General features: G+C 32.6%; 18 protein-coding genes, 1 other RNA gene and 1 pseudogene. 11 read left to right on the forward strand and 9 right to left on the reverse strand.

The genetic code is table 11. The features are described from left to right. The first annotated feature begins 109 nt into the window (after positions 1 to 109). Positions 110 to 507, forward strand: a transfer-messenger RNA (tmRNA) gene (ssrA, locus tag G6042_RS06590). A 62-nt stretch (positions 508 to 569) separates the two neighbouring features. On the opposite strand, the gene G6042_RS06595 is transcribed toward ssrA, so the two are convergent. From G6042_RS06595 to G6042_RS06605, 3 genes are all read right to left on the reverse strand, one after another. Beyond that, entirely contained in the window at positions 570 to 2,555 is a 1,986-nt protein-coding gene (locus tag G6042_RS06595; protein WP_169523510.1) for a TonB-copper family protein, read from the reverse strand. A gap of 58 nt (positions 2,556 to 2,613) precedes the next feature. Further along, positions 2,614 to 3,474 (reverse strand): FixH family protein, encoded by an 861-nt coding sequence (locus G6042_RS06600; protein WP_235933220.1) that lies wholly within the window; start codon positions 3,472 to 3,474, stop codon positions 2,614 to 2,616. 102 nt (positions 3,475 to 3,576) lie between these two features. Next, a complete protein-coding gene (locus G6042_RS06605) occupies positions 3,577 to 3,951 on the reverse strand; it encodes a hypothetical protein (protein WP_317168056.1) in 375 nt (124 codons plus the stop codon). A 145-nt stretch (positions 3,952 to 4,096) separates the two neighbouring features. Between G6042_RS06605 and G6042_RS06610 the strand changes: the two genes are divergently transcribed. From G6042_RS06610 to G6042_RS06640, 7 genes and pseudogenes are all read left to right on the forward strand, one after another. Further along, entirely contained in the window at positions 4,097 to 4,684 is a 588-nt protein-coding gene (locus G6042_RS06610; RefSeq protein WP_169523511.1) for a Crp/Fnr family transcriptional regulator, read from the forward strand. Then, complete coding sequence (locus G6042_RS06615) at positions 4,684 to 5,925, forward strand: hypothetical protein (RefSeq protein WP_169523512.1); 1,242 nt, start codon at positions 4,684 to 4,686, stop codon at positions 5,923 to 5,925. Before G6042_RS06610 ends, G6042_RS06615 begins: the two co-directional genes overlap by 1 nt. A 65-nt stretch (positions 5,926 to 5,990) precedes the next feature. Continuing rightward, on the forward strand, positions 5,991 to 6,542 hold the full coding sequence (locus tag G6042_RS06620) for a fasciclin domain-containing protein (protein WP_169523513.1): 552 nt from the start codon (positions 5,991 to 5,993) through the stop codon (positions 6,540 to 6,542). 140 nt (positions 6,543 to 6,682) lie between these two features. Beyond that, entirely contained in the window at positions 6,683 to 7,114 is a 432-nt protein-coding gene (locus tag G6042_RS06625; protein WP_169523514.1) for a c-type cytochrome, read from the forward strand. Continuing rightward, entirely contained in the window at positions 7,104 to 8,423 is a 1,320-nt protein-coding gene (locus G6042_RS06630; protein WP_169523515.1) for a cbb3-type cytochrome c oxidase subunit I, read from the forward strand. The genes G6042_RS06625 and G6042_RS06630 overlap by 11 nt, the downstream gene beginning before the upstream one ends. Before the next feature lie 77 nt (positions 8,424 to 8,500). Further along, positions 8,501 to 10,293: pseudogene (locus G6042_RS06635) on the forward strand (hypothetical protein). Between the two features lie 33 nt (positions 10,294 to 10,326). Beyond that, entirely contained in the window at positions 10,327 to 11,565 is a 1,239-nt protein-coding gene (locus G6042_RS06640) for a pyridoxal phosphate-dependent decarboxylase family protein (RefSeq protein ID WP_169523516.1), read from the forward strand. On the opposite strand, the gene G6042_RS06645 is transcribed toward G6042_RS06640, so the two are convergent. Genes G6042_RS06645 through ric form a run of 4 tightly spaced genes read right to left on the reverse strand, consistent with a single transcriptional unit; the run spans position 11,558 to position 15,268 of the window. Further along, positions 11,558 to 12,232, reverse strand: a complete 675-nt coding sequence (locus tag G6042_RS06645; RefSeq protein WP_169523517.1) for an anaerobic ribonucleoside-triphosphate reductase activating protein — start codon at positions 12,230 to 12,232, stop codon at positions 11,558 to 11,560. The genes G6042_RS06640 and G6042_RS06645 overlap by 8 nt on opposite strands. A gap of 12 nt (positions 12,233 to 12,244) precedes the next feature. Further along, positions 12,245 to 12,403: an anaerobic ribonucleoside-triphosphate reductase gene (gene nrdD, locus G6042_RS14435; protein WP_211161651.1), complete on the reverse strand. Its 159-nt coding sequence runs from the start codon at positions 12,401 to 12,403 to the stop codon at positions 12,245 to 12,247. Next, positions 12,387 to 14,501, reverse strand: coding sequence for a ribonucleoside triphosphate reductase (locus G6042_RS06655; protein WP_169523519.1), 2,115 nt, complete (start codon positions 14,499 to 14,501; stop codon positions 12,387 to 12,389). The genes nrdD and G6042_RS06655 overlap by 17 nt, the downstream gene beginning before the upstream one ends. A gap of 26 nt (positions 14,502 to 14,527) precedes the next feature. After that, positions 14,528 to 15,268 (reverse strand): iron-sulfur cluster repair di-iron protein, encoded by a 741-nt coding sequence (gene ric, locus G6042_RS06660; protein WP_169523520.1) that lies wholly within the window; start codon positions 15,266 to 15,268, stop codon positions 14,528 to 14,530. 187 nt (positions 15,269 to 15,455) lie between these two features. Here ric and nadA point away from each other — a divergent pair, with 187 nt between their 5' ends. The 3 genes from nadA (at position 15,456) to G6042_RS06675 (ending at position 18,641) form a co-directional block, all read left to right on the forward strand. Continuing rightward, entirely contained in the window at positions 15,456 to 16,385 is a 930-nt protein-coding gene (gene nadA / locus G6042_RS06665) for a quinolinate synthase NadA (protein ID WP_169523521.1), read from the forward strand. Further along, the gene (nadB, locus tag G6042_RS06670; protein WP_169523522.1) at positions 16,385 to 17,932 is read left to right on the forward strand and encodes an L-aspartate oxidase; all 1,548 of its coding nucleotides are present in this window, start codon (positions 16,385 to 16,387) and stop codon (positions 17,930 to 17,932) included. The genes nadA and nadB overlap by 1 nt, the downstream gene beginning before the upstream one ends. A gap of 97 nt (positions 17,933 to 18,029) precedes the next feature. Continuing rightward, entirely contained in the window at positions 18,030 to 18,641 is a 612-nt protein-coding gene (locus G6042_RS06675) for a porin family protein (RefSeq protein WP_169523523.1), read from the forward strand. A gap of 12 nt (positions 18,642 to 18,653) precedes the next feature. On the opposite strand, the gene G6042_RS06680 is transcribed toward G6042_RS06675, so the two are convergent. Together G6042_RS06680 and G6042_RS06685 are read right to left on the reverse strand one after the other, a co-directional pair. Beyond that, positions 18,654 to 19,097 carry a copper resistance protein CopD gene (locus tag G6042_RS06680; protein ID WP_169523524.1) on the reverse strand — a complete coding sequence of 148 codons (444 nt, stop codon included), beginning with the start codon at positions 19,095 to 19,097 and terminating at the stop codon, positions 18,654 to 18,656. Next, positions 19,094 to 19,468 (reverse strand): group III truncated hemoglobin, encoded by a 375-nt coding sequence (locus G6042_RS06685; RefSeq protein ID WP_169523525.1) that lies wholly within the window; start codon positions 19,466 to 19,468, stop codon positions 19,094 to 19,096. Before G6042_RS06685 ends, G6042_RS06680 begins: the two co-directional genes overlap by 4 nt.

Genomic DNA, 19,468 nt, shown 5'->3' on the forward strand with positions numbered 1-19,468 from the left:
AACGAACATAAATTTTTGTTAAAAATTCAATCTTCAAAACCTATGATAAAAAATCAAAAATAATCACTATTTTTGCGGTCTGATTTTTGATGCATAAAAATTAAAAATTGGGGTCGACTGGTTTTGACAGCAAGATGAAGTGGACAGTAAGCACGTCGAGCATTGTACTTTTAGCTCGTAAATCCAAAGGTACGAACTTATAAACGGCGAAAATAATTACGCTTTAGCTGCTTAATCCGAAGTTTAGTACGATTTGCCTAGTTCCAACAAGGTTGGAAAGCTAGATTTACCTCAAAAGCCTTGGTTTGTGGCGTTTGATTAAGGTAAACCGGAAAAATAAACCTAGAAATGGTAATGCTTTAAATCCATTTTGACACTGATAAAGCTAAGTAGTTTGTGGTTGTTTCTGACCTAGCAAATTATCGAAAATTTAATCAGGAACTAAGCGTGTAGAAAGCTCTTTATTTCCTTGTTTGGACGGGAGTTCGACTCTCCCCGACTCCACAAAAACCTGGATTTTTTTTATATTCTCCAGGTTTTTTTATTCTAATTATTCTCTTTCAACTTTTTTAAAACCTTATTCCTAAATTCAAAAATATATTTCTTCCCATTCGAGGAATTTTATTCCAATCGGAATACGTAGTATAATATGTGTTTACTATATTTTCTACTCCTATTTTAGTATAAAGTATACTTCCGCTCCAATTAAATTTATAACCCGCACTGAAATTTAGTATGGCGAAAGCTGCCGTAGATTTTTCTTCATAAAATGAACCAAATCGAGTTTGAGCTCCGTTTCCAATACATTCAATTGCTGCATTCAGTTTTTGACACCTATATTTTAATTCCGTTTGATAACTTACAGGACTAATAAACGGTAAATTATTCTTGTTACTATCTTGACCACGACTGTATTTTATTTTTCCGCTCCACTGAAACTGCTTTGAAATCTTCCATTCTGTAGTTATGTCAACATTAAAAATGGTTGCATAATCCAAAGTTGTGTAAAGTTTTACTCCAGAAGCACCAATCGTCATCGGGACAAAAAAATCATTAGGTTGACCAACAATAAAATCTGAAATTCTGAAAAAAGTCGATGAAATCTTAACGTTGTATTTACTCTTTTTATATCCGAAGAAAACATTTGTTTCAATCGATTTTTCATTTCTCAAATTAGGATTACCAATATAGTCAAAACGATCAGAACTATTGAACAAATAAAAACCATATCCTTCGGAAACTGATGGTGCACGTTCGCTGTAACCGGTTCCAAAACCATATTCCAATCCGTTTTTATTGTAGTTATAATTTAGTCCGATGCTTTTTAGTAAACGTGTTTTTTGAGCTTCCATTTCAGGATAAAAAATCTGTAAACTTTGCAATCCAAAATCACTTGCCACATCATTAGTATGACTTCCTAAAGAAAATGACATTTTTAAACCCGAATGGCAGTTAAAAACCCAATTATCTTCAGCAAAAAGACCTGTATAAAATGTTCTAACATCTGGCCAAGTATACATAAACATACTATTTTCATCAGGATTTTCAGGATACATTGTCATTTCGGCAACAGACTTATTGTAAAAACTATTCAGGTTAATCAAAAAATGATGATTGTCTTTGTTTCCTGTAATTTTGGAATACATTCCAAATGTTTCGCTCCAACCCGGCATATCCATATGAATAGGAACTGAAGGTCGTTTGGTATCATCCATTCGATGTGTGATGGTGTTAAAATATACTTTGGTTTCCCAATCTTTCAATAATGGAGATTTTGGAATAACCATATATTTAAGCGAAGTAATCAAAGCTTCGGCTAATGAAACATCCATTGGTAATGCTGGATAACCAACATCGGTCGCTTTATCATAAATTAAAGATGCTTCAATGAGTTTGTTTTGGCTGAATTTAAACCCCGAAGTTCCTGAAAAATTGAGTTTTTTAAATTGAGAAAACAAAACTTCTTTGTTGTTTCCTGCCTTGTAATTATCGGCATCACGAAACATAATATCGGTATCAACATAAAATAAACTGTCTGTATAATTTACTGATGAACCAATGATTTTTTGACGACTATTGGTTTCAAAACCACTATTAACCGCAAAATCCCATTTTTGATTTCCAAATTGATTTTGATTTCTTTTCAAATCAATTGCTCCGCCAATGGTCGACCCAAAACACGAACCTTGTTGCCCAGAATGTATCGTTGCTTCAGAAAGATTAGAAACTTCAACATACGAAGTAATTGGGTCCATTTTATCGGTACAAGCGCCAAAAATCCGCATTCCGTCAATGGTTATCAATGTTCTTTCGGTTGCCATACTATTGATTATTGGTTCCCATGCATACGCACCGCGTTTTATCAAATCAACCTGACTTGATTTATCCAGAAATTCATCTATTGAAGCTAATGATTTTGATTGTTTTTCATGAATTTTTGCTTTTTTACCAATGATTATTACTTCTTTCAAGTCTTTAGGAACCAAAGTATCTTTTTGTTCTTGGGCAAAAGAAACCAAGCCGTTGAGTAACAACAGAAATAGTATTTTTTTCATCGCATTTTGGATTTTAAAAAGTCTTGCCTTTAATAAACAAGACTTTTTTGAGACTATTTTAGAATTCAATTTCTACAAAAAGACTACTTTCGGTAACAGTTTCGGTAATGGTTTCGCCTTTTAAAACATCGCCAGCAGCGTTAAGTAACTGCAAGTTTATTTTCCAATAACCTGTCATTGTTAATGATAATTTACCTTCATATAAACCGCCAATTGTTTTTTGGGTAGCATCAACATTATTAGGCGAACTGTGATTTCCCATACTTGGCATACGTGGATCGATTTTTACTTTATAGCCATCAACTACAGGAAAATCCATCATATTTTGCATTTTCCAAACGCCTAAAGCTATGTCATTAACTGCAACTTTTGGATTAGTTGGTTCGGCATAAGCCACAACATATTTCACACCATCAGTTCCTGTAAATGAACTTACTTTTTTCTTTGCCGATGCAGGAACATCAATTACAGAAGTAGCCGTATAAGCCGTTCCTTCTATCGTATAATCAACTTTTAAATCCCAATATTCTGTTGTGTTTTGTGCCATTTGAAAAACAATATAACCATTGTATAACGTTCCGTTTGGAGTTGTTTTTTCTACTTCAGATTTTGGACAAGAATGGTTCATCATTGTCATGTGCATAATTGGCATCCAACTCACTTCTGCATTTTTTTCATAATTTCCAGTAGATTTATCTTTAATTCTGATAGAAATTTCATTAAATCCTTGTTCTAAACTTCCTGCTTTAGAATATAATTCTATGGTATGTGTATCGTTTGAAAATTCTTTAAATTTAGTAATTCCAGATAATTCGTCGGTGGTTGTTGTAGTTGTATCATCATCTGATGAGCATGAAGTAAACATAGTTGTTGCTGCCATTATAAAAAAGGCAAGTGTATATTTTAGTAAAGATTTCATTTTGTAAATTTTAATTAATACGAATTCTATTGGAAGTTTTTCCAATAATTTTTAGACATAGTTTGTCCTGTCAATCCAAAAAAGATTGATGCAATTTTTGTATTAAGTAATAATTGTTGGTGGATGAAAAACGGCGCAACCATTCAAGTGAAAGTAAAGATTGGAATAGTTGTCGCTAATACTAATTTTATGTTGAAAATAAGTTTGTCTTGCGATTAGAGTTTCAATTTCTTTAAAAAACAGTAATTCCGTTTCTAAATGAACTACTTTTTTATCACTTGAAATTGGTTTATCTTCATCAGAAGCTTTTGCAAGTCCTTGCATCAACTTACATTTTCCGTTACATTCTAATTCGGGTTTTGCTTTATTTTCACAAAGCTCTTTAGAAATATAATCATAATTAACGATGTAATCTATCACCGGAAAAACCGGTTTCAAAAACATTACAAAAGCTATTATGACTATTAATTTTTTCACAAGACAAATTTCACATAAAAATTCAGTATCAAATATGATTATAATCATATTTTCTACCATCCATAAAATTTAACTTTGTTTATCAAAAGTTTCTAAAGAATCTAAACAAAAAGATTGTTTATCACATGAAAACTTGATTTTAGTTATGCCAATAGATTTAGATTTACTTTTTACTTGGGGTGCCATCGCTAAAGAATATAAAAAAAATGAGGTCATTTTCTACGAAGGTGAAGCCGCTAATTTTTATTATCAGGTAATTGATGGTTCTGTGCGAATGTTCAATTGTAATGATGATGGTAAAGAATTTACTCAAGGTTATTTTACTGAAGGACAAAGTTTTGGAGAACCACCATTGTTTATTGACGAAAAATATCCTTCTACCGCTACCGCTTTTCAAGATTGCAAAATCATTAAACTTTCTAAAGAAAAATTTTTAAAAATTTTAGAAGAATATCCCGCCATTCAGAAGCATTTTCTAACACTTATGGCGCAACGAATTCACAGTAAAGCCAAGACTTCAAAAGATATTATCAATCAAAAACCCGAATTTAGAATTATTGCCTTTTTAAATACACATAAAAAAGGAAATAGCAGCAAAAAAGAGTTAGTTCCGTTTACGCGTCAGGAAATTGCCAATTTTACCGGACTTCGTGTAGAAACTGTAATTCGTGCTTTTTCAAAAATGAAAGAGGAAAAAAAAATAGACATTATAAATCATAAAATATATTTCTAATGCATTTTAACCCTAAATTTTGGTTACGCTTTTCCATAGTTAATCTCTTTATCGTTGCTGTTTTAGGATTATTAATGCGATATAAAATTGGTTTTGAATTTCCTTATTTTGATCAAAAAAACATCCAACATTCTCATTCTCATTTTGCCTTTGCCGGATGGATTAGCCATACGTTGATTGTTTTGATGATTATTTTTCTGGAGAAAAAAGCAGTCAATAAGTTTCAAAATTTCTATAAAAACTACAATAGTATCTTGTCGCTAAATTTAATTTGTGCCTATGGAATGTTGATTTCGTTTATTATAGAAGGTTATGGAGCAATTTCGATCTTTTTTTCAACTATGTCAATCATCGTTTCCTATGCTTTTGGTTATCGATTTTGGAACGATTTAAAATTTGTAGAAAAAGAAAATCTTTCTATCAATTGGTTCAAAGGAGCTATTTTTTTTAATGTACTTTCTTCAATCGGAACGTTTTTTTTGGCTTATATGATGGCAACCAAAAACATTCTTCAAAATGAGTATTTAGCATCAATTTATTACTATTTACATTTTCAATACAATGGATGGTTTTTCTTCGCTTGTATGGGATTGTTAATTACTTTATTCAATCTTAAATCAACCGAAAATTCTTTTTACCAAAAATCTTTTTGGTTATTTTTTACAGCATGCATTCCCGCTTATTTTTTATCGACACTTTGGTTAAAACTTCCTGTTTGGCTCTATTTTTTAACTATTACAGCTGCTTTTATTCAAGTGTATTTTTGGTTTAAATTACTTTTTACAATCATAAAATCAAAACAGATTGATTTTCAAAATTATCCTGTTTTTCTACGTTACATTCTGTTATTTGTTGGAACAGCACTTACTATTAAATTTTTATTGCAATTAGGTTCTGTTATTCCTGCATTAAGTCAGTTGGCATTTGGTTTCCGACCAATCGTTATTGCTTACTTGCATTTGGTTTTATTGGCAATTATTAGTTTGTTTTTGCTTTTTTACATCTTTGCAAAACATCTTTTATTTATTTCAAAAGGTGCCAAAAACGGATTAATTCTATTCTCGATTGGAGTTTTCTTGAACGAACTATTTTTGGCAATTCAAGGTATGGCATCATTTAGTTATACACTTATTCCAAAAATAAACGAATTACTTTTTGTTGCAGCTTTGGTCATGGTTTCTGGATTATCAATTATGATTTTTCATGCCTTAAAAAAAGTTAAAATTTCTTTGATTTTATGAGTAAAATCATAAAATAACCTTTTCATAATTAAGTACTTTGTGCTATAAACCAAGTATTTCACATTATGAAAAATTCTATCAAATTTTTGCTCTTAGCCGGACTTTTTACTGTAACTGGCTGTAAACAAAGTAACGAAAATGCAACAGTAACAACAGAAAACAAGCCTGAACAAAGTGTTGGCCAGGAAGGAGTGATAGACGATACTTCCAATCCAAACATTGTACAGGTTGCTTCAGGAAGTAAAGATCACACTACATTGGTAGCTGCCGTTAAAGCCGCAGGTTTGGTTACTTCGTTAAGTAACGCTGGACCATTTACTGTTTTTGCCCCAACTAATGCCGCTTTTGACAAACTACCAAAAGGAACTGTAGAAGATTTATTAAAACCGGAAAACAAAAATAAGCTAGTCGATGTTTTAGGCTATCATACTTATGTAGGTGTTTTAAAAGCAGAATATATGCAGGATGGACAGGAATTTGAAATGGTAACACCACAAAAAGTTAAAATTACAAAACAAGGAGAAAAAACGTTTGTTAACAATGTAGAAATTGTAGCTTCAATCGAAACTTCCAACGGAATAATTCATATAATTGGTGATGTTTTACTTCCTAAATAGAATAATTATTAATTCAATTTTAGTTTTCTTCAGATGCGAAAAAGCGTGAAATTAGTATTCACGCTTTTTTTATGACATAAATCATAAAAAAAGGAATTTAGTTTTCTTCTATTTGTGTTTTAAACGAAATTCCTTCGGATATGAAACCGAAAAAAAATCTACTTATTCTTTTACTGCTGACGACACTTTTTTTTGTCTATAATTTTTTTATCTATACCGATAATTCTTCCTATGGAAATATTCATCTGTCTGAAAAAGCCATTCGTGGAGAAAATCTCTGGCTGAAAAACAACTGCAATTCCTGTCATCAGATTTATGGTTTAGGCGGTTATCTCGGACCTGATTTGACCAATGCATATTCGTTCAAAAAAAATGATAATTATCTGAAAGCCATGTTCAACAGCGGAATTAAAACTATGCCAAAATTTGACTTTAACGAATCTGAAAAAGAAGAATTGCTCCAATTTTTAAAAGAAATTGACCAAACCGGACATTATCCGAGTATCAATGCCAAAATTAAACCCAACGGCTGGGTAGAAATCCAATATAAAAACGACGTTCATGAAAACTAACCGTTATCCTTTTTACTTTATTTCTGCCGGATTAATTTCGCTGTTGCTGACGTTATTTTTTGGCTTGCTTTCCGGATTTCAATACATCATTCCTGATTTTATCAAGGAAATTCTGCCGTTTAATGCGGTTCGTCCGTTGCATACTTTGTTTGCCGTTTCATGGGTAATTCTTACCGCTACAGGCGGAATTTATTATTATTTGGAGCAAAAAAATCAAAACTATAAGTTGGTTTCCGTTCATTTTTGGCTTTTTATACTAACCGGAATCGGGATTGTAGTTTCTTATTTATCGAGAAATTTTGCCGGAAAAGAATATCTGGAATTTCCGTCTTATTTTTATTTTCCTATTGTTTCGGGTTGGATTTTATTTGGAATTACTTATTTCAAAAATGTATTTTCTTCTTTCAAAAATCTTCCGGTTTACTACTGGATGTGGGCAACTGGAATTGTGCTGATGATTTATCATTTTACCGAAGCTCATTTATGGCTGTTGCCTTATTTTAGAAATCATTTTGTACAAAATGTCGCCATGCAGTGGAAAGCTGGAGGTTCGTATGTTGGCGCATGGAATATGCTGGTTTATGGAACTTCACTTTATGTAATGGCAAAAACGAGCAACAATGACAGCTACGCAAAATCGGGGAAAGCATTTTTCTTCTATTTTTTAGGTTTAACCAATTTAATGTTTGGTTGGGCTCATCATATTTATATAGTTCCAACTGCGCCATGGATGCGCTATTTGGCTTATGGAATTAGCATGACCGAATGGATTATTCTTTTTTCTATTATTTATGACTGGAGAAAAAGCTTGCCGCAAGAGAAAAAAATCGAATACATTTTGGCATATCGATTTACTGTTTTGGCTGATTTTTGGATATTTCTAAACATCATTTTAGCATTATTGATTTCTATTCCGTCTATCAATTTATTTACTCATGGAACTCACATAACCGTTGCACATTCAATGGGAACAACCATTGGAATTAATACGTTAATATTGCTTTCTTCCGTTGCTTATATTTTGGAATTGAACAAAAAAATTACTTTGATTTCAACAAAGAAAATCCAAATTGGGATTAAAATTTTCAATATTTCTTTTGTGCTTTTTTGGATTTGTTTACTACTTATGGGAGTTAAAAAAGCACATTGGATTTATTTTACAGAAGCAATCTCTTTTGGTCAATTTCATGAATCAATGCATTGGTTTTACATTCTTTTTGTATTCTTTGGTTTAGGAATTATTATAGGACTTTATTACATCATTTTCGAATTGCTAAAAAGCATTAAAAATCATCTAACTAAAGTTTAACCTGTATGATATATATCATACTTTAATTGGGATGATTTTCCAAAATTCGCCTCTTTATTTATTCTAAAAAAATTCGCATGAACATTTTAAAAAATGCACACACTTTTCATATTCCTGTAATGGGATTAGCTTATACAATCGACAGTCCAATTCGGGTTGCTCATTATGGAATATCTTCTGTAATTTCTATTACTGATGACGAACTAATTGAAAAAATGAGAGCTTTTTACAGCAAAAAATTCAGTTTGCCTTATCAGGAAATTACCCAAAAATGCTATGATTATCGTGCCGAACGAATAAAACATTATCTGAATTTGGTTGATACCATTGTTAAAGATAAAGTGGAACATTTCAAACACGAATTAGCCCAAAACAAAACAACTTTAGATTACTATATTTCGTTGCTTCCTAATAAATCGGAACTAAAAAATCGTCTGCAAAAATTTATCGATGAAGGTTTACAGATGACAGAAAATGTAAAAAAATATGTAGCCGAACATCTTTTACCTGGCGATATTGATGTTAACATTATGACCAAAGTTGACAAAGATAATTTTGACAAAAACAAACAACTTCCAGTAGAGTTTAACGATGCTCATGCTTCATTACGTGGTTTTGCCAACAGCAACCTGAATTCTTCCGTAGTTCTTTCTGCCGGTATGAACCCAAGATTGTACAGCTATTTTGAGCAATTTTCGACTTTTATCCGAATAAAAATGGTCAGTTAAAAAAGAAGATTATCCTGAAAGTGAGTGATTTTCGTTCTGCGATGATACAAGGTAATTTTTTGGCAAAAAAAGGACTTTGGGTTTCCGAATATCGTATAGAATCTGGATTAAATTGTGGCGGACATGCTTTTGCTACCGATGGTTTTTTATTAGGTCCAATTTTAGAAGAATTTAAAACCAAAAAAGAGCAACTCATCCAATCGGCACACGAACTGATGATAAAAGCATTAGAAATTAAAAATTTACCTATTCCGTTGCAACCATTAGAATTAAAAATCACCGCACAAGGTGGCGTTGGAACAGCCGAAGAACACGAATTTTTATTAGATTATTATAAACTGGACAGTATCGGTTGGGGTTCACCTTTTTTATTGGTTCCCGAAGCGACTTCCGTTGATGATGAAACTCGAAATTTATTGGCAAATGCTAAAGAAGACGATTTTTATTTGAGCAATATTTCGCCGCTTGGCGTTCCTTTCAACACTGTTAAAGGAATGAGTAACGATTTTTGGAAACAAAAACGGATTGACGACAATAAAGCCGGAAGTTCTTGTCCGAAAAAGTTTTTGGCATTAAGCAAAGAATATGATACTCAAGGAATGTGTACGGCTTCCAAAAAATATCAAGATGTCAAATTAGCAGAATTGGAACAACAGAAAAACGATTTTTCAAATGAAGTTTTTGAACAACAAAAAAGCAAAATATTTGAAAAATCGTGTCTTTGTGTTGGTTTAGCTAATTCGTCTTATCTTGAAAACAAAATGGAAATTAAAGGTCAGCAACAAGGCGTAGTGGTTTGTCCCGGACCAAATTTGGCTTATTTTGATAAAGTTGTTTCCTTGGCAGAAATGGTGAAACATATTTATGGAAATGTCACTGTTATTACAGATGTTAATCGTCCGAATATGTTTGTAAAAGAATTAGGAATGTATGTTGATCATTTGAAGAATGATATTCTTAGCTTTTCTGGTGAAACTTCTACTGCAAAAATAAAAAAATGGAAATCGTTTCAAGATAATCTTCTTCAAGGTATAGAATACTATGAAAGCCTATTCCGTTCAACCTTGATTTTTAAAAATACGCTCCAAATAATCAATCAATTACATTTTTATAAAGAAGAAGTCAAGCAAATTGAATTTTAGTTTAAAAATGTAAATCCTAAACATATATTAATAATGAATAATTGGAAAAAATTAACTTCAGAAGAACGAATAACAAGAATACAAAAAGCACTAAAAGAGAATGTTAACTTCATGAAAGACATTTCATTAGGCTATCCTGCTTCAAAATTAGATAGTAAAGTTTTTAACGATGATGCTCCTTTTTTAAAAGACGCACCAGTATTAATGACTTATCTTTCTAATCCAAACCATATTGGCTGTCATACCACAGGAACTTCGGAAGTTGCATTTAAAGGAACACAAGAAATCGAAAAAGAAGTATTAGAAATACTGGCAGTTGATATTTTTAATGCAACCGAAAATCAGTTTGACGGTTATATTGCTACAGGCGGAACCGAAGCGAACATTCAGGCTTTGTGGGTTTACAGAAATTTTTTCATAAACACATACAATGCAAAATTATCTGAAATTATGATTATCGCTTCAGACGACACTCATTATTCTATTGCAAAAGGAGCAAATTTATTATCTATTGAGTGGATGAAAGTTCCTGTGGATTTTGAAAACCGAACGATTCTCGAAAACGAATTTGAAACATTACTCCAAAAAGCTATTACTGAAAACAAAAAATATTTTATTGTAGTGGCAAATATGGGTACGACCATGTTTGGTTCAGTCGATAATCCTGATAGTTATACAAATTTTTTAGACAAATATAATTTAGCATACAAACTCCATATTGATGCGGCTTATGGTGGCTTTGTTTATCCATTTATTGCACCAAAAAGTAACTTAGATTTTAAAAATAAAAATGTTTCTTCTATTACTATTGATGCTCATAAAATGCTGCAAGCACCTTACGGATCCGGAATATTTTTATGCAGAAAAAATCTAATTGAAAATGTATTGACCAAAGAAGCAGAATATGTGGAAGGAATGGATTTAACTTTATGTGGAAGCCGATCAGGAGCTAATGCGGTTGCTACTTGGATGATACTTACAACTTATGGCGAAAATGGATGGTTTGAAAAAGTAAAAATTCTTCAAATGAGAACGGACTGGATTTGCAAGCAATTGGATTCGCTTTCTATTGAATATTTCAGAGAACCTTTTATGAATATTGTAACCATAAAAGCCAAGTATATTCCAAACAACATTGCAGATAAATATGATTTAGTACCTCAAAAGCATAATACCGATAACGAATGGTATAAGATTGTTTTGATGGAACATGTAGAAGTTGACAGCTTAAATCATTTAATAGACGATTTAAAGAAAAATTGTGTCATCTAAGATGAACTTTTATCTTCTTTGTATTCAGAATTATTGGATTAAGATTTTTTAAAGAATGACACAGATTTCCTATGGTTTCTGTATCATTCCTAAAATGTTGTATGTAAAAATTGCCTTGGTAATTATGGCTTTCCAATACAGAAATCATTGTTTGTATATCTACTTCATTAAGTAAACTTGAGTGATACGTAGTTCTTACTTCAAATGATATGTTCGAAACCATAAGCAATTTTAGACAAGAAATAAACTCATCGTAGAACACTTTTTTCGTTATTTCCCGAGCTTTTGCTATTGGACTTTTAAAATCAATAGCTACATAATCTAGCAGATTTTGTTCCAAAAGTTCCAATAAAACTTTTGGGCTGGAACCATTGGTATCTACTTTTACCAAAAATCCCATTTCTTTCACCGTTCGGATTTGCTCTACAATGTTCTTATGAATTAAACATTCGCCACCGCTAAAAACAACGGCATCAAGTAATCCTTTTCGGGTTTCGAGAAAAGAAATCATTTCGGGAAAAGAAAGTTTTCCTTTCCCAAAAACAATTTCAGGATTGTAGCAATACAAACACCGCATATTACAACCCGAATACCAAAGAATACAAGCACTTTTATCTGGATAATCTAGTAATGTAAACGGTGTTATATTGCTGACAGGTTTAGCCATTTTAAACAGTTTCTAACATTCTTTGAAATGAATTCGTTGTTTATGTTCACCTTTTTTTCCGATGTTAAAACTTTCTACAGGACGATGATATCCCATAACTCGGGTATAAACCAAGCATTTGGTTCTTGATTGCTGATGCTGTTCTAGCAATTCGTTAGTTTTTGTTTTCATAAGTGTCATTATTTAATTGTTCCAATAAATTTTCATCACATTTTGGACAGAATTCATATTCGCCGTTCAAATAACCATGAACAGGACAAACGCTAAAAACTGGCGTTACCGTGATGTATGGCAGTTTAAATTTTGACAAAACAGTTTTTACAAAGTTTTTACAAGCTTCAGAAGTACTTATTCTTTCGTTCATGTACAAATGCAAAACCGTTCCGCCAGTATATTGGCATTGCAAATTGTCCTGCATCAATAACGCTTCAAACGGATCTTGGGTGAAATCTACTGGAATTTGCGAACTGTTGGTATAGTAAACATTTTCCTCCATTCCTGCCTGAAGAATATTTGGATAACGCTTTTTGTCTTCTTTGGCAAAACGATAGGTTGTTCCTTCTGCTGGTGTAGCTTCGAGGTTGTAGAGATTTCCTGTTTCTTCTTGGAATTCTTTCATTCGGTTACGAATATGTTTCAAAATTTCCATAGAAAATTCATGTCCAAAAGTAGTCGTAATATCTTCTTTGTCTTCGGTGAAATTACGTACCATTTCGTTCATTCCGTTTACACCAATGGTCGAAAAATGGTTTCTGAAATGTGGTAAATAACGTTTGGTATAGGGATATAAACCTCGATCATACATTTCCTGAATAAATTTTCGTTTTTTCTCCAAAGTAGATTTAGACAATTCCATTAAATAATCCAATCGGCGGAAAAGTTCTTCTTTATTTCCTTCATATAAATAACCCAAACGAGCCATATTTATGGTAACTACGCCAATGCTTCCCGTCATTTCTGCACTACCAAAAAGTCCGTTGCCACGTTTCAATAATTCTCTCAAATCCAGTTGCAAACGACAACACATACTGCGAACCGCATTTGGTTTATAGGCATTTGGATTTTCAACTTTGTTTCCGTTTTCATCTAAAATATATTGACTTCCGATAAAATTTTGGAAATATGACGAACCAATTTTGGCTGTATTTTCAAAAAGTAATTCGGTATTTTCGCCATTCCAATCAAAATCTTCGGTGATGTTTACCGTAGGAATTGGGAACGTAAATGGTTGTCCGTTGGCATCGCCTTCGGTCATTACAGTATAATACGCTTTGTTTATCAGGTTCATTTCTGGCTGAAAATGTTCATATCGCATTTCCGTCAACGAAGTAACACCTCGTTCTTTGGCTCGGATAAAAACACTTTCATTAGTTATTTTTTCAAATAAATGATGGTCGTTTTTTGTTGGAATTTGTTCTTTCAAATCGGCTGGAACAACCCAATCCAACGTAATATTCGTAAATGGAGATTGTCCCCATCGTGCCGGAACATTGAGATTATAAACAAAACTGCGAACGGCTTTCAAAACTTCATCAAATGAAAGATTGTCCTTGAAAACATAAGGTGCCAAATAGGTGTCAAAAGAGCTGAATGCCTGTGCTCCAGCCCATTCGCTTTGCAAAATCCCTAAGAAATTTGCCATTTGTCCTAAAGCTTCTCTAAAATGTGACGGAGCTTTACTTTCCACACGACCACGAACACCATTAAAACCATCATTCAACAGAACACGCAAACTCCATCCGGCACAATATCCCGTAAGGCAATCCAAATCGTGAATGTGCACATCGCCGTTTCGGTGCGCATAACCTTCTTCTTTAGAATATACTTTATCCAACCAATAATTGGCGATGATTTTTCCAGCGACATTGTTTACCAAACCTGCGTTAGAATAGGAAGTATTTGCATTAGCATTAATTCGCCAATCGGTTTGTGAAATATATTCTTCAATGGTTTGCGTACTGTCAACATAAGTCGTATCATCATTCAGTCCTTGGATGTGTTCGCGCTGTAATTTTCGTGTATGACGATACAACATGAACGAACGCATTACTGTGAAATATTCGTTTTCAAAGAGCGTTTTCTCTATAATATCCTGAATTTCTTCAACAGCCCAAGTTTCTTTTTTGTCAATGGCTTCGATGACATTCTCAAAAACACGTTCATCAAACGGAACGGTTACACTATCAAAACTCCTGACAATTGCATCTTTTATTTTAAAGGTTTCAAAAGGTTTATAATCGCCGTTTCTCTTGATAACATATTTTTCCATAATGAGCGCATTTTTGATTTTTTGTATTAGTTAATTGGTTCTATGATATTGAATTTTGTTTCCATTTCTTTGGCTTTTGGAAATACAATATTGTTTTCTAAATGAATGTGTTTGTGTAAATCTTGTTCAAACTCTTTTAGCATGGCAAAAGTTACTTTGTAGGTTTCACAAGCATCGGCTGGCGGATTATAATCATTTGTAAGCTTCGCAATAATTCTAAAACGTTCGCCTTCATTATCGTGTTCATCCATCATCATCGCGATAGGATTACTCACGGTTCCAAAATGAGCTTGTTCGATAGAATTATTTTCTCTCAAAGCATTGTACATTTTTTTGACAAATGGAAATAAAATCAGCTCTTCTTTTTTCATGTGTTGCGCCAATTCGCCTGCTGAGATTTTAAAATGAAGCGCAATTTCAAACAACTCTGGATGTCTTTGTCCGTGAACTTTGCAAAGCTTATCAAGGTAAAACAACAAAGCAGTCGATTTTTCTTCTACATAACGATGATGTGTCTTTTCGATATAATCAATAAGCAAATCAATTGGCCACGATTTAAAATCAATTTCTTGCCCGGTTTGAGTATTTAAAACTTGCAATACTTCTTTTTTTACTTCTTCGGGATCAATACCTTTTTTTTCACAAGCTTGTTCTATCGTTCTATTGCCTTTGCAGCAAAAATCAATACCATATTTAGAAAAAACGGCTGCTGTTCTAAAATCTTCGGCTACAAATTCGCCTACTGTTGGATGTTCTAATGTATTCATAATGAAATGTTTTTAATGAGATTTTCAAGTACTAAAGTTGTTTCAATATTACGCCATAAAACCAATAGCATTCTATGACTAAAATCATATTAAATGGAAAATTTCAGTAGTTACTTTGTTCTTTTATTGAACAGATTGAAATGTTGTGAATTGAAAATCTGTGTAATTCGTGGTAAAAAAATATCTAATGGAAAATCTGAAACAAAAGATACTTGCTTTAAAAAAAGAAAAAAATGCTGTGATTTTGGCTCATTATTATCAGCAACCCGAAATTCAGGAAATTGCCGATTATGTAGGTGACAGTCTAGGTTTATCACAAGAAGCCGAAAAAGTGAATTCTGATATTATCTTGTTTGCTGGAGTTCATTTTATGGCAGAAACAGCGAAAGTTTTAAATCCAAAAAAGAAAGTTTTATTGCCCGATTTGAATGCTGGTTGTTCTCTAGCAGAATCATGTCCGCCGGATATCTTCAAGAAATTCATCGAAGCGCATCCTAATCATATTGTAATTACGTATGTCAACTGTTCGGCAGAAATAAAGGCATTAAGTCACTTGGTTTGTACTTCGTCTAATGCTGAAAAAATTGTGAATTCTGTTCCCGAAAATATTCCGATAATTTTTGCTCCCGATAAAAACTTAGGCAATTACATTAACCGAAAAACCGGTAGAAAAATGATCTTGTGGGACGGAAGTTGTGTTGTTCATGAAGCTTTCTCTTTGGATAAATTAATTGAACTTCACAAAGAACATCCCGATGCTGATATTGTTGCGCATCCCGAATCGGAAACACATATTTTGGAAACAGCAACCTATATTGGTTCAACTGCCGGAATGATTGATTATGTAAAACAAAGTCCAAAAAACAAGTTTATCATCGCCACCGAAGCTGGAATTTTATACAAAATGCAGGAAGAAGTTCCCGATAAAATATTAATTCCTGCGCCATCATTTGAAAACAATACTTGTGCTTGCAGCGAATGTGGTTATATGAAACTAAATACACTTCAAAAAGTATATGATTGTTTAGCAAATGAAACTCCCGAAGTTATGGTACCAAAACAAATTGCAAAAAAAGCATTGACACCGATTAAACGAATGTTGGAATTATCAAAATAATGAAAATAGAAACCGATTATCTTATATTAGGTTCAGGTATTGCCGGACTTACCGTTGCCATCAAACTGGCAGAACAATTTCCCGATCGAAAAATACTGATTGTAACCAAGTCCAATGCGGATGAATCGAATACTAAATATGCACAAGGCGGAATTGCCGTAGTGATTGATGGCATTGATGATGATTTTGAAAAACACATTAACGACACTTTAATTTGTGGCGATGGATTATGCAATCGTGAAGTTGTAGAAATGGTCGTGAAAAAAGGACCAAAACGATTGAAAGAACTTATCGATTGGGGAACAAATTTTGATCTTACTGCCGAAGGAAATCTGGATTTAGCCAAAGAAGGCGGACATTCCAATCATCGTGTTGTGCATCACAAAGACCAAACTGGACGAGAAATTGAAAGAGCAATTTTGACGAAAACACATCAAAAAAGGAACATTGAAATCCTCGATTTTCATTTTGCCATCGATTTAATTACCAAATCCAATAGTTGTTTTGGTGCATTTGTTTTAGATGAAAAAAACGACACTATAATTCCAGTTTATTCTCGTTTCACAATTTTAGCAACCGGTGGAATTGGTCAGGTTTATAAACAAACAACCAATCCGTTAATTGCTACAGGTGACGGAATTGCTATGGCTATTCGAGCAAATGCTACCATTAAAGAAATGGAATTTATTCAGTTTCATCCAACGGCTTTATATATGCCAAAATCAACGTCAACATTCCTGATTTCGGAAGCGGTAAGAGGTTTTGGCGCTTATTTGAAAACCAAAAAAGGTCGCCGATTTCTATTTGACTATGATGTTAGAGGCGAATTGGCTTCCCGAGATATTGTGTCGAGAAGCATTGAAACCGAACTGAAAAATTCTAAAAGCAAATGTGTTTATCTCGATTGCACACATTTGGATATTTTAGCATTTAAAAATCATTTTCCAACGATTTATCAGAATTGTTTATTATCAGGAATTGATGTTACAAAAGATTGGATTCCGGTAATTCCAACGCAACATTATTTATGTGGCGGAATTTTGGTGGATAAAAACGGGCAAACTTCTATTGAAAATTTATTTGCCTGCGGCGAATGTTCCCAAACTGGATTACACGGTGCTAATCGATTGGCATCGAATTCGTTATTGGAAGCATTGGTTTATGCCAATCAGATTTTTGAATTTCTGAAAAGTAATGACAAAAAAGATTCATTCGTAAAAACTATAATTTCTGATTGTTTCATCTCAAATAACAAATCTTTAGACAAAAAAATCATTCATAAATTCAAAGAAGATTTGCAAAATAGTATGCAGCGAAATGTTGGAATTGTTAGAAATGATACCGATTTGAAAAAAACGTTAGAACAATTACTTCTTTGGAAAAAAAAATGTTTAGAAATGGAATACAAATATAAAGTGTCGAAAGAGTTTTTGGAACTAAAAAACATGCTTACGGTAAGTATTCCGATTGTTGCCTTTTCATTAAAAAGAAACGAAAATAAAGGAAGTTTTTTCAAAGAAGGAAAAACTATAAACCTCCAATTCTAATTAAGTTCTGAATAAAACGGAGACTTTGCTAAAAATACTATTTTAAGATTGTAATTAATCTTACATTTGCTGACTTAAAAAAATTCAGATATAAATTATGGTTAATTCATTTAGGTTTTTGGTTTTATTATTTCTAGTTTCAACGGTAACTTTTTCTCAAGAAAAATTATCTTACGGAGTAGTTTTAGGGGGTTTGTTTCATACAGCAGCCAACAATAATAGTCAAAATACTTTTTCTTCTTTGGACAATAATATAAGTTTTAACTATGGAGTTTATGGCGAATATGCGTTTAATAAAAATTTAGGATTGAAAGTTACTTTAGCTCTTTCAAATAGAGATTTAACGTATAGGGCAAACCCGCTTCAAATAGAATATCTGCATAAAATATCTTTTGTTGAGTTTTCACCATTACTAAAATATGATTTCGGACAAGAATACAGAAAAGGTTTTTATATGTTTTTAGGTCCAAAAATCAATTTTATAACAAAGGCAACATCAGAAGGAGAAGATGTAAAAGATAATTTGGAAACGACTGTCTTTTCAGCTCAATATGGCATTGGCACGCGAATAGCAAAATACATTGATTTACAAGCCACATTTGATTATGGAGTTACACCATTTTTCAAAATGGATAACGGTAATAAAAGTAACTTTTTTGGGGTTTATTTTGGTGTTGGCATTGATTTAGAGAGAATTATAAATAAGTAGCCATTTAAAAAACTATAAACCTCCAATTCTAATCAAACTTCCTAAAATTAGCATTGTAACAGCAATGGTTGTAACTGTTATTATAAAAAATGCGGCTGGAAACATTCGTTCCGATTTTAGCTTTGGGAAAATCAATGTTTCTGCACAAGCAGCCATTAGTACCGTAGTAAACAGTAAAATCAATTTTATAGAAATGACTTTTTCGATAGCATTTGAAAACGAAAACCATTTGGTAAACGTTACGTTATAATGATATGCCATCAAAATTCCGGTAACGAGCAAAACCAGTAACGACGGCATTCCAACAGGTTCAAACTTACTTTTGAAATTTTTCAGGATAGAAGCATCTTTCTTTTTCAATGCTTCGGGCAAAATTCTAATAGCCAAAAAAAGATGTCCGCCAACCCAAATAGTTGCCGCCAATAAATGAAAAATTAAAATAACGTGATGCGTCATTGACTTAACGTTTTATACATCATTGCTGCCGAAATATTCATTGCTCGGTTTTTAATTTCTTCTGCTTTTTGTCCTTCAAAAAGGGCATCAACCGTTTCGATGAATAATTTGTTCCAATGTCCAAAATGCGATGGGTTCATTGGACTTTTTTGATGCAATTCTTTATGTCTTGCCATTGGATTTCCTTCATAATTGGCAGTGAAAAAAAGAATATTTTCCCAAAAATCATACATTTTAGGCAAATGTCTTTCCCAATTTACTTTGGCTACGTCATTAAATAAATAGCCAATTACATCATCAGTTTTTACTCTGTCGTAGAAAGTATTTACTAATATTTCGATGTCTTTTCGGTTTCTTATATCGGTTTTCAT

This window comes from Flavobacterium solisilvae, assembly GCF_012911605.1.
Taxonomy (GTDB): domain Bacteria; phylum Bacteroidota; class Bacteroidia; order Flavobacteriales; family Flavobacteriaceae; genus Flavobacterium; species Flavobacterium solisilvae.